The organism is Ensifer sp. GW821-FHT05G01 (assembly GCF_059419585.1).
Genome location: NZ_JBWKSC010000012.1, coordinates 54743 through 66512 on the forward strand (window position 1 = coordinate 54743; position 11770 = coordinate 66512).

The following is an 11770-nucleotide window of genomic DNA, read 5'->3' on the forward strand; positions in this document are numbered from 1 at the left end:
TGTTGGGGCGCCCCCTCAGGTGATGACGCTCGGCTCGGTGCGGCCGGTGCGGGTCTTGATGCCGGCGATCTCGTCGGCAACGAGGATGAGGTCGGCGAGTGCTTCCTGGGTGTCGATGTCGTGACGAGCCGGATCCGGTTCGAAACGTTCGATATAGACGCGCAGCGTCGCGCCCGAGGTTCCGGTTCCCGACAGGCGGAAGACGACGCGGGAGCCGCCTTCGAACAGGATGCGGATGCCCTGGTTCTTGCTGACAGAGTGGTCGACCGGGTCGTTGTAGGCAAAGTCGTCTGCTGTTGCGACCTTGAGCGCGCCGAAGGATTTTCCGGGCAGGGTCGAAAGCTGGTCGCGAAGCGCTGCCACCAGGCCGTTGGCGGCATCGCTGTCCACTTCCTCGTAGTCGTGGCGCGAATAGTAGTTGCGGCCGTAGGTCGCCCAATGCTTGCGGGCGATCTCCAGCGCGCTTTCCTTGCGCACGGCAAGGATGTTCAGCCAGAGCAGAACCGCCCACAGGCCGTCCTTCTCGCGCACGTGGTTGGAGCCGGTGCCCGCACTTTCCTCGCCACAGATCGTCGCCATGCCTTCGTCAAGAAGGTTGCCGAAGAACTTCCAGCCGGTCGGCGTCTCGTAAAGACCGATGCCGAGTTTTTCGGCGACACGGTCGGCAGCCCCACTTGTCGGCATCGAGCGGGCGATGCCCGCGAGACCCTTGGCGTAGCCCGGCGCCAGATGCGCATTCGCTGCCAGCATCGCCAGGCTGTCGGAAGGCGTGATGAAGATACCGCGGCCGATGACGAGGTTGCGGTCGCCGTCGCCGTCGGAGGCTGCACCGAAATCGGGCGCATCGGGCGCCATCATCGTCTCGTAGAGCGCGCGGGCGTGCACGAGGTTCGGGTCCGGGTGATGGCCACCGAAGTCCGGCAGCGGAATGAAGTTCATCACCGAGCCCTTCGGTGCGCCCAGACGTTTTTCGATGATCTCCTTGGCGTAGGGGCCGGTGACGGCGCTCATAGCGTCGAAGACGACGCGGAAGCCGCCCGAGATCAGCTTGCGGATGGCGTCGAAGTCGAACAGGCTTTCCATCAGCGTGGCGTAGTCGGACACCGGATCGATGACGGTGACCGTCATGCCGTCGATCTCCTGCGTGCCTTCCGCATCGAGGTTGACGTCGGCGACATCGGAAATCTTGTAGGTGTCGATCACCTGGCTGCGGGCATAGATCGCGTCGGTGACCTTCTCCGGCGCCGGGCCGCCATTGCCGATATTGTACTTGATGCCGAAGTCTTCGGTCGGGCCGCCGGGATTGTGGCTGGCAGACAGCACGATGCCGCCGAAGGCTTCGTATTTGCGGATGACGTTGGAGGCCGCGGGCGTCGACAGGATGCCGCCGCGGCCGACGAGCACACGGCCGAAGCCGTTGGCAGCGGCCATCTTGATGGCGATCTGGATGACTTCGCGGTTGTAGAAGCGGCCGTCGCCGCCGATCACCAGGGTCTGGCCGGCAAAGCCTTCGAGCGCGTCGAAGATCGACTGGATGAAGTTCTCGGCATAGTTCTTCTGTTGGAACACCGGAACCTTCTTGCGCAGGCCCGACGTGCCGGGCTTCTGGTCGCCATAGGGTGTGGTGGTGACTGTTCTTATCATTCTGGCTTAGCCTTTCCCGAGAAGACCGGAATATAGAGAGACGTAACGCTCGGCACTTCTGGCCCAGGATACGTCCGATTTCATGCCCTGGGTCTGCAGACGCGCCCAGACTTTCGGTTCGTTGTATGCACGGAAGACGCGCCGGATCGCAAGACGCAACCCGTCGGCGTTGACCGGCGTGAACTGGAAACCGGTCGCGACCTTGGCCGACAATCCCGCTTCGTTCGCGTCGATGATGGTGTCGGCAAGACCGCCGGTGCGCGCGACGACAGGCACGCAACCGTAGCGCAGGCCGTAAAGCTGGGTGAGCCCGCAGGGCTCGAAGCGCGACGGGATGAGGATTGCGTCCGATCCCGCCTGCATCAGGTGGGAGAGCGGTTCGTTATAGCCGGTGACCATGCCGACATGGCCGCGGTGACGCGAGGCGGCAGCAAGAAGCGCGCCTTCGAGCGCAGTGTCGCCGGAGCCGAGAACGATGAGCTTGCCGCCCATCGCCACGATCTCGTCGGTAACCTCGGCAAGCAGATCCATGCCCTTCTGCCAGGTGAGCCGGCTGATGACGCAGAAGATCGGGCCGTTGCCCTGTTCCAGCCCGAAGCGTTCCTCGATTGCCCGCCGGTTGGCGCCACGCTGCTTCAAGGTCGTCGCGCTGAAATGCTGGGCGATCAGCGGGTCGCTTGCCGGGTTCCATACATCGGCGTCGATACCGTTGACGATGCCGGAAAGGTCGGAAAGCCTGCTCTTCAGCAAACCCTCGAGACCCATGCCGAATTCCGGTGTCAGGATTTCCTGCGCATAGGACGGGCTGACGGTGGTGATCGCATTTGCGGTCTGCAGACCACCCTTGAGGAAGCCGACATCGCCGTAATATTCGACGAACTGCATCGAGAAGGCTTCGGGCGGAAGCGCCAGCTCGGCAAAGACTTCCGGCCCGAACTGCCCCTGGAAGGCGATGTTGTGGATGGTCATGACCGTCGGTGTGGAGGCTGCGCGGCCAAAGCGCATATAGACCGGCGTCAGCGCCGTCTGCCAGTCGTGCACATGGACGATATCGGGCTTCCAACCGGCCACGACATCGCCGGCGGCGATTTCGGCCGCGGCCAATGAAAGGGCGGCGAAGCGGCGGAAGTTGTCGACATAGTCGCGGCCGGTGGCGTCGACATAGGGCCCGCCGTCGCGTTCGTAGAGTGTGGGCAGATCGAGGACCAGCAAATCGAGCCCGTCGAGATCGGCGGCGAGAACCGAGGCCGGGCTGCCGAACAGGTTGGCAAAGCTGCCCACCTTCTTTTTCTTCTTCAGCTTTTGCAGCACGGCGGGATAGCCGGGCACCAATGTGCGGGTGCGGATACCGTGCGGCGACAGCGCTGCCGGCAGGGCGCCGACGACGTCGGCGAGCCCCCCGGTCTTGACCAGCGGATACACTTCGGACGCAACGGAAAGGATGTTCATCAGAGGCGGACCTACATTCCCAGTTTGTCGATCATCGTTTGGGTGATCAGGCAAACGCCGTTTTCCGAACGGCGGAAGCGCTTCGCATCCAACTCCGGATCTTCACCGACAACGAGGCCCTCCGGAATGACCACGCGGCTATCGATCACCACGTTGCTGAGCAACGCGCGGCGACCGATCTTCACATCGGGCAGGATGACGGCATTTTCCAGTCGCGAATATGAATTTACGCGGACGCCGGTGAAAAGCAGGCTACGGTTAAGGGCAGCGCCCGAGATGATGCAGTCGCCCGACACCAACGAGGAGGTTGCCGAACCGCGACGGTTTTCATCGTCGTGCACGAATTTTGCAGGCGGCTTGATCTCGGCAAAGGTCCAGATCGGCCAGGTGCTGTCGTAGATGTCGAGCTCCGGCGTCACATGGGTCAGGTCGATGTTGGCCTGCCAATAGGCATCGATCGTGCCGACGTCGCGCCAATAGGCCTCGCGCTCGAAATCGGAACGGACGCAGGACTGGTTGAAGCGGTGGGCGACAGCCTTACCGTTGTCGACGATATAGGGGATGATGTCCTTGCCGAAGTCGCGGCTCGATTTCGGGTCGGCGGCGTCGCGCCGCAAAAGGTCCATCAGGAACTTGGTGTGGAAGACATAGATGCCCATCGAGGCAAGGGCCATCTCGGGATTTCCGGGGATGCCTGGCGGATCGGCCGGTTTCTCGACGAAGGCGATGATACGGTCCTTGTCGTCGACGTGCATGACGCCGAAGCCGGTTGCTTCCATGCGCGGCACTTCAAGGCAGCCGATGGTGACGTCGGCGCCGGAATCGACGTGCTGCTGCAGCATCAATTCGTAGTCCATCTTGTAGATGTGGTCGCCCGCGAGGATGACCATGTATTCGACGCCGTGGTCCTCGATGATGTCGATGTTCTGGTAGACCGCGTCGGCGGTGCCTTCGTACCATTGCGTCTCAGAGACGCGCTGGCTTGCCGGCAGGATGTCGAAGCTTTCGTTTCGCTCGGGGCGGAAGAAGTTCCAGCCGCGCTGCAGATGGCGGATCAGCGAGTGCGCCTTGTACTGGGTGGCGACGCCAATGCGGCGGATGCCGGAATTCAGCGCGTTCGAGAGAGCGAAGTCGATGATGCGGGCCTTGCCGCCGAAGTAGACGGCCGGCTTTGCCCGCCGGTCGGTCAATTCCTTCAGGCGGCTGCCGCGGCCGCCAGCGAGAACATAGGCCATGGCATCACGGGCCAAGGGTTGCGTACGCTTTTCCACCATTTGTCCTCCCCAAAATCATTGTTCCTCGGGATCGTCACGGCGACGTTTGCGACGCCTTGCGGCCCTCGAAATTTCTTCTTGCGCTCCCGCCGTTCGGTTCACTCCTTCGGCTGAAACACGCTATCGCTTTGTTTTTACGCATTTTCTGAAGGAAGGCCGCCAGGCACTTTTCCTGAAAATGCTCTAATCCTGTTCCAGCATCAGCGTTGCTAAGGGTGGCAAGGTGATGGTGGCTGTTATCGCTCCTGTCTTGTCCTTCTGTGCCTGAACGGCGCCGCCGTTGCCCTTGCCACTCCCCCCATAGATTTCCGCGTCGGTGTTCAGGATTTCCTTCCAGCGACCCGCGACCGGAAGCGGGATCGTGTAGTTTTCCCGATAGACGGGCGTGAAATTGGTAATGACGGCGACGAGCTTTTCGCCGGGCGCCTTGCGTAGCCAAGCAAAGACCGAATTGTCGCGATCGTCGGCGATCAGCCATTCGAAGCCGTCGCCTTCGCAATCGCGGGCATGCAGCGCCGGCTTCGAGCGATAGGTGCCGTTGAGGTCGCGCACCAGCCGTCGCATGCCTTCGTGCAGGTGATATTCGAGCAGGTTCCAGTCGAGCGCGCGCTCCTCCGACCATTCGCGCCACTGCGCAAATTCCTGGCCCATGAACAGCAGCTTCTTGCCGGGATAGCCCCACATGAAGGCGTAGTAGGCGCGCAGGTTGGCGAATTTCTGCCAGTCGTCGCCGGTCATCTTGGCGATCAGCGAGCCCTTGCCGTGCACGACCTCGTCGTGGGACAGCGGCAGCACGAAGTTTTCGCTGAAGGCATAAAGCAGGCCGAACGTCAGGTCGTTGTGGTGGTGGCGACGGTGGATCGGCTCGCGCGACATGTATTGCAACGTGTCATGCATGAAGCCCATGTTCCACTTGAAGCCGAAGCCCAAGCCCCCGGCATGGACCGGGTGCGATACCTTGGGCCAGGAGGTCGATTCCTCGGCAATCGTCAGAATGCCCTTGTGAGAGGCGTAGATCTCGGTGTTCATCGTCTGAACGAAGCGGACCGCCTCGAGGTTCTCGTTGCCGCCATACTCGTTCGGCACCCATTCGCCGTGTTTGCGCGAGTAATCGAGATAGAGCATCGAGGCGACAGCATCGACGCGCAGACCGTCTACGTGGAATTTTTCCGCCCAATAGAGCGCGTTGTTGACGAGGAACGACAGCACTTCCTGCCGACCGAAATTGTAGATCGCCGTGTTCCAGTCAGGATGAAAACCCTGGCGCGGATCTTCGTGTTCGTAGAGCGCGGTGCCGTCAAACCAGCGCAAGCCGTGCTCATCAGTCGGGAAATGCGCCGGCACCCAATCGAGGAGTACGCCGAGGCCGACCTTGTGGCAGCCATTGACGAACCGCGCGAACCCTTCCGGCTCGCCGAAGCGCGCCGTCGGCGCATAGAGGCCTGTTGTCTGGTAGCCCCAGGAGGGGTCGTACGGGAATTCGGAGATCGGCAGGAACTCGATATGGGTGAAACCCATGTCGACGCAGTAGGGGATCAGCCGGTCGGCGAGCTCGTCCCAGGACAACATGTCGCCGTTATCGCGGCGCTGCCACGAGCCGGCATGTACCTCATAGATCGAGATCGGCTGGCGGCGGGCGTCCGCCGATGCCCAATGGGCGCGATGCGCCTCGTCTTCCCAGACCTGAGCGATCTCGGGCGTCGTCACCGAGGCGGTGTTGGGCCGAAGCTCGGAGCGGCGCGCGAAGGGGTCCGCCTTCAAGGGCAGCAGCGTGCCCTCGCGGTCGAGGATTTCGTATTTATAGGCGAGACCGCCTTCGACGCCGGGGATGAAGATCTCCCAGATGCCGGTGTCGGTGCGAAGCCGCATCACATGGCGCCGCCCGTCCCAGTCGTTGAACTGGCCGACCACCGAGACGCGCTTGGCATTGGGGGCCCAGACCGCGAAATGGTAGCCTTGAGCGCCTTCATGCTCGATCGGATGGGCGCCCATCTTGTCGAACAGCCGGAGATGCGAGCCCTCGCGGATGTAGTAATCGTCCATCGGCCCGAGTACGGGTCCGAAAGAATAGGGATCAACGACGATCCACTCGCCGCCATCGTTGCGCGCGCGATAGCGCACCGGCTGGACCTTGCGCAGAGAGACCGGCCCTTCGAAGAAGCCCGCGTCGTCGCGCCGCTCGAGGGCTCCGAGTTCCTTGCCGGCCAGCGTTTCAGCAACGACACTGACTGCATCCGGGATGAAGCAGCGGGCGACGTAGTTTTTCCCCGCCGGATGAATGCCAAGAACGGCAAAGGGATCGTCGTATGTGCCCGTGAGAATGGCCGCAATGGCCGGCGTTGACAGCAGGGCTGAAGCTGCAGGTTCCGGGTCCTTGCCGGCCGAAGGGGTCATCCGGCTCTCCAAATTTCTCCGGCATATTGCCGGATGGTACGATCGGACGAGAACCAGCCCATGCGCGCGGTGTTGCGCACGGCTTGCGAATACCACGCCGAGGGCGTCGTCCACAGCTGGTCGATTTCACGCTGCGCCTTGGCATAGGCTTCGAAGTCAGCCGCGACCATGAACCAGTCGTGATTGTAGAGGCCGTCGACGAGGCTGGTGAAACGGTTGCGGTCGTCGGGTGAAAACACGCCCGAAGCGATCGCCTGCAAGGCCTGCGACAGCTCGCGCGAGCCCTCGATGATGGCGCGGGGATTGTGGCCCTCGGCACGGGCGTTGGTGACTTCCTCGGCGGTCAGACCGAAAATCTTGATGTTCTCTTCGCCGACCCAGTCGCGCATCTCGACATTGGCGCCGTCGAGCGTGCCGATCGTCAGTGCGCCGTTCAGCGCGAACTTCATGTTGCCGGTGCCAGATGCCTCCATGCCGGCGGTCGAAATCTGCTCGGACAGGTCGGCGGCCGGCACGATGATTTCGGCCAGCGAGACGTTGTAGTTCGGCACGAAGACGATCTTCAGGAGACCGCGGACGGCTGGATCGTTGTTGACGACACGGGCAACGTCGTTGGCCAGTTTGATGATCAGCTTGGCGTTGTGATAGCTCGGCGCCGCCTTGCCGGCAAACAGCTTGACGCGCGGCACCCAGTCGAGCTCGGGATGCGAGCGGATCTGGTCGTAGAGCGCCACCGCCTCGATGATGTTGAGGAGCTGGCGCTTGTACTCGTGGATGCGCTTGATCTGGATGTCGAACATTGCCGAAGGGTCGAGCTTGATGCCGAGGCGACCCTGGACGAGCTGAGCGAGCTTGACCTTGTTGGCGCGCTTGACGGCGGCGAAATGCTCCTGGAAATCCGGCTTGTCGGCGAAGGCATCGAGGGCCTGCAGCGCCTCGGTATTGTCCATGAATTCATCGCCGATCGCCTCGCGGATCAGGGTGAACAGGCCGGGATTGCACTGCATCAGCCAGCGGCGCGGGGTGATGCCGTTGGTCTTGTTGTTGATGCGGTCCGGGTAGAGCCGGTGCAGGTCGGCAAAAACCGTTTCCTTCATCAGTTCGGTGTGCAGCGCCGAGACGCCGTTGATCGAGTGCGAGCCGACAAAGGCAAGGTTGCCCATGCGCACGCGGCGATCGCCGCTTTCGTCGATCAAAGAAATGTTGCGGATTTCCTGGTCGGTGGCGCCCTTCTGCTTGCGCGCCTCGATCAGGATCTTGGCGTTGATCGCATAAACGATCTGCATGTGGCGCGGCAGCAGCCGCTCGAACAGCGGCACGGGCCAGCTCTCGAGCGCTTCGGGCAAAAGCGTGTGGTTGGTGTAGGAAATGGTCCGGCGGGTGATGTCCCAGGCCTGTTCGAAGTCCAGGCCGTGCAGGTCGGTCAGCAGCCGGACGAGTTCGGCGACCGAGACCGCCGGGTGCGTATCGTTGAGCTGGATCGCGACCGCATCGGGCAGGGACGTGAAATCGGGATATTGCTGCAGGTGGCGGCGCAGGATGTCCTGCAGAGACGCGGACGAGAAGAAATACTCCTGGCGCAGCCGAAGCTCCTGGCCGGCCGGCGTCGCGTCGGCGGGGTAGAGCACTCGGGTCAGGCTTTCGGCCTTGTTGCTTTCGCGCAGCGCGCCGATATGGTCGCCGGCGTTGAAGGCATCGAGCAGGATCGGATCGATCGGCTGTGCCGTCCAGAGCCGGAGCGTGTTGACGCGCTTGGCCCGCCAGCCGACCGCCGGGGTATCGAAGGCGGTGGCGATCACGCGCTCGGCCGGCTTCCAGACGAAGCGCTGGATTTCCTCGTCGACATTGGCGGTCTCGACGATGCCGCCGAAACCGATTTCATAGGAGCTTTCGCGCCGCTCGAACTCCCATGGGTTGCCGTGGGCAAGCCAGGTTTCGGGCAGTTCCACCTGCCAGCCATCGGCCATCTGCTGGCGGAACAGGCCGTGCATGTAGCGGATGCCGTAGCCGTAGGCCGGAACGTCGACGGTCGCCATCGATTCCATGAAGCAGGCAGCAAGACGGCCGAGACCACCATTGCCGAGCGCTGCGTCGGGTTCCAGCAATGCGATGACGTCGATATCGACCCCGAGCGAAGCGAGCGCATCACGCATCTCCTCCATCAGGCCGATATTGGTCATGGCGTCGCGCATCAGCCGGCCGATGAGGAACTCGAGCGAGAGGTAATAAACGCGCTTGGCACCGGTCGCGTAGGTCTGGCGGGTCGAATCCATCCATTTGTCGGTGATGCGGTCCCGCACCACGAGGATGGCCGCCGTCAGCCAGTCATGCGGCTTGGCGACCTTCGGATCCTTGCCGATGCGGTACTTCAAGCGTTCGAGTATTTCGACTGCAAGCTGATCGGGTTCGGAGGAACGAAGTGCGGGCTGCGGCAGTTCGTTGGCGGAAATCTTGTTCATCATCAGAACTGTCTTACCCTGTTGCGTTGGGAGGTCGCAGGCCGGAACCGACCGGGGATGGGCAATTTATGCATCGATCCGAAGCGCTTGCAACAGCTGTTTTTAAAAGGATTAGAATTGCCTGAATAGAAGGGATGCACGGTGATGCACTGACGCTTTGACGGTCGCGCGAACGAAAAATGCCGCCCGGCTGGACCGGGCGGCATAGGGATGCGCGCTTTTGTTTGTTTACTTTGTCAGGCGGGTCGCCATGGCCGAGGCCTTCTCGCCGATCGCCTTGAAGGCTGCGATCAGGTCGGCAGCTTCTTCCGCCTGGAAATAGTTGGCGGTGGTGGTCGCGCAGGACTTGAGCAGGTTCTTGCCGCGATCGGGTGCCATGAAGGCGACGGTATAGACCTGAACGTTGTTCTTGCGTGCCGTATCGCACCATTGCAGCGTCAGGGTATCGTCGCTGGTGTTGTTGTTGTCGCCGTCGGTCATGAAGACGATGTATTTCGTCGCAACCTGGCCGTTCTTGGCCTTGTGCGCGGTATTTTCAGTCGTCGCCATCACCTTGTTGTAGGCCGTCTTGAAGGCATTGCCCGATGCCGTGCCGCCGGTTGCAACCAGTGCGTTGACATAGGTCGCGGTCCCTGTTGTGCCCCAATCGAGATTGCCGGCCGTATCCTGCGCCGAGTTGTAGGAAACGGCCGCCGTGCGGACGTAAAGGTCCTTCGGGTCGGCGGTCTTCAGCTGCGCAAGCAAATCCTTCACGGCCGTCTTCAGTGCATCGACCTTGGTAATGTAGCAGGGGCTCGTGGCTGCCAGATTGGGATACTTGCCCCAGTTCGATTCCGTATAGTTCGGGCACGACGTCTTGGCCGGGTTTTTCGTGTTGGTCTTCCAGGCCATGGAGCCGGAACGGTCGAGGACGAGATACATCGACAGCGCGTTCTTGGTTTCGGTGGCGCTTTCCGCCGTGGCCCGGGTCTCGAGCAGTATCGAATCCTGCCCAAGGAGGCGTGTCATCGCGTTGAACTGAATCGTCTTCTTGTTGGCGACCGTCACCTTGAAGGCCTTGCCGGTCGCGCCGTTGGCGGTCTCAAGAATGTCGACCGTCGAAGAGTTGACCTCCAGCACTTCAGGCGGTGCCGATTTGGCCGATGCGAGAGAGCCGCTGCCGGACGCGCCATTGCCGCTGTCCGGAACGTCGACGACATTGCCGGCGGTTTGCGCCTTCAGGAAGTTTGTCGCAATTTCCTTGGCCTTGGCGATATCGGGCTTTTCCTTCGATACCAGGGCGGAGGCCGCCGCGAGTGCCGCCGCGTCGGCCGCATCCTGCATCTGGTTTTTGGTGGTTACCATCTTGGCCATGTCAATGGCGACGCCACCGGCGGCAAGGATCAATGGCATTACCAAGGCTGCCATTATGCCGAAATTGCCGCCACGGTCCTTCAGCATAGCCATGAAGGACCGGTTGATCGTGGATCGTTTTCCCATCTCTGCACACCCCAAGGAACACGTTGCAAGCTTGAGGGCAACATTAGCGGCGATGACTTACGATATCGTTCAGACGATAGATTCAATTTTAGCGGAATGCTGGAAATCCAGTGCTTACAGCAGGTTCCAGCGACACGTCGGTGTTTGAAATCGGGAATGCGATGTCTCGAAACGGGTCAGGTGACCGGAATGACGTCAACGGCCTGTTCGGTCTTCTGTCCGCCATAGCTTTTCAAGACGCCGATGACGGGTGCGACGTCGCCATAGTCGCGGCCATGGCCGACAACGATATGGTCGGTTCCGGCGGGAATATTGTTGGTTGGATCGAGTTCGAGCCAACCAGAGGTGGTGCCGCACCATATGCGAACCCAGGCATGCATGGCGTCGGCCCCTTCCAGGCGCTCCTTGCCGGCTGGTGGGATCGTTCTTAAGAATCCGCTAACATAGCCGGCGGGAACGCCGAGGCTTCGCAGCGCCACAATCATCACATGGGTGAAATCCTGGCAGACGCCGCGCTTGAGCGCGAAGGCTTCGGCCGCCGTCGTATTCACCGTCGTTGCTTCGGCATCGTAGACGAAGTCCCGGTGGATACGGGCGCAGATCGCTGTCGCGATCTGGCGTATGGTCATGCCGGGGGTGACAACGGCCCGGGCATAGTCGGCGATTTCCGGCACCTCTGCCAGCAGCGGGCTCGGGCCGACGAAATGATGCGGCGCGTCCGGGTCGACCGACCAGCAGGCGGCCAGCTCCGTCGGCAGACGGGACAGGTCGGCTGAAAAGTCCGCCGTCAGCGGCAGCGGCTCCACCTGCACGCGCGCCTGCATGCGGATTACGAGGTCGTCATGGGAGGCGCGAAACAGGATGGCGGTGAAGGGGTTGGCGAAAAAGTCGATGCTTTCGGAGCGTTCCGCCGGCATCGGGTGGCAGCTGAGCGAGCCGACGACGAGCCGCTGCCGGCCGGGCAGCGTCGCGGGCAGCACGCGTACCAGATGGCGCCCGCCGGATACGGGCACTTCGTAGCCGTAGGTGATCTTCAGGCTGATGTCGTAGAGCATGGGCGCGTCCTGCCGG

Annotated in this window: 7 protein-coding genes; all 7 read right to left on the bottom strand. The window is 62.0% G+C overall.

Features of this window, described 5'->3' with window-relative positions; genetic code table 11:
• Positions 1-15: 15 nt before the first annotated feature.
• On the bottom strand, positions 16-1644 hold the full coding sequence (locus AC07UR_RS25410; RefSeq protein ID WP_173423676.1) for an alpha-D-glucose phosphate-specific phosphoglucomutase: 1629 nt from the start codon (positions 1642-1644) through the stop codon (positions 16-18).
• Positions 1645-1650: 6 nt separating this feature from the next.
• A complete protein-coding gene (gene glgA, locus AC07UR_RS25415) occupies positions 1651-3093 on the bottom strand; it encodes a glycogen synthase GlgA (protein ID WP_173423675.1) in 1443 nt (480 codons plus the stop codon).
• 11 nt (positions 3094-3104) lie between these two features.
• Positions 3105-4367, bottom strand: coding sequence for a glucose-1-phosphate adenylyltransferase (glgC, locus tag AC07UR_RS25420; RefSeq protein WP_025424848.1), 1263 nt, complete (start codon positions 4365-4367; stop codon positions 3105-3107).
• Positions 4368-4550: 183 nt separating this feature from the next.
• On the bottom strand, positions 4551-6761 hold the full coding sequence (glgB, locus tag AC07UR_RS25425; RefSeq protein WP_209791545.1) for a 1,4-alpha-glucan branching protein GlgB: 2211 nt from the start codon (positions 6759-6761) through the stop codon (positions 4551-4553).
• On the bottom strand, positions 6758-9223 hold the full coding sequence (locus tag AC07UR_RS25430) for a glycogen/starch/alpha-glucan phosphorylase (protein ID WP_412728400.1): 2466 nt from the start codon (positions 9221-9223) through the stop codon (positions 6758-6760). The genes glgB and AC07UR_RS25430 overlap by 4 nt, the downstream gene beginning before the upstream one ends.
• A 225-nt stretch (positions 9224-9448) precedes the next feature.
• Positions 9449-10699: a TadE/TadG family type IV pilus assembly protein gene (locus AC07UR_RS25435; protein ID WP_234903151.1), complete on the bottom strand. Its 1251-nt coding sequence runs from the start codon at positions 10697-10699 to the stop codon at positions 9449-9451.
• A gap of 176 nt (positions 10700-10875) precedes the next feature.
• Complete coding sequence (locus tag AC07UR_RS25440; protein ID WP_209791547.1) at positions 10876-11754, bottom strand: transglutaminase family protein; 879 nt, start codon at positions 11752-11754, stop codon at positions 10876-10878.
• Positions 11755-11770 lie beyond the last annotated feature (16 nt).

Excerpts from the sequence above, each read along its gene's own strand:
- AC07UR_RS25410 (WP_173423676.1), bottom strand. The coding sequence starts at position 1,644 with ATGATAAGAACAGTCACCACCACACCCTATGGCGACCAGAAGCCCGGC.
- glgA (WP_173423675.1), bottom strand. The coding sequence starts at position 3,093 with ATGAACATCCTTTCCGTTGCGTCCGAAGTGTATCCGCTGGTCAAGACC.
- glgC (WP_025424848.1), bottom strand. The coding sequence starts at position 4,367 with ATGGTGGAAAAGCGTACGCAACCCTTGGCCCGTGATGCCATGGCCTAT.
- glgB (WP_209791545.1), bottom strand. The coding sequence starts at position 6,761 with ATGACCCCTTCGGCCGGCAAGGACCCGGAACCTGCAGCTTCAGCCCTG.
- AC07UR_RS25430 (WP_412728400.1), bottom strand. The coding sequence starts at position 9,223 with ATGATGAACAAGATTTCCGCCAACGAACTGCCGCAGCCCGCACTTCGT.
- AC07UR_RS25435 (WP_234903151.1), bottom strand. The coding sequence starts at position 10,699 with ATGGGAAAACGATCCACGATCAACCGGTCCTTCATGGCTATGCTGAAG.
- AC07UR_RS25440 (WP_209791547.1), bottom strand. The coding sequence starts at position 11,754 with ATGCTCTACGACATCAGCCTGAAGATCACCTACGGCTACGAAGTGCCC.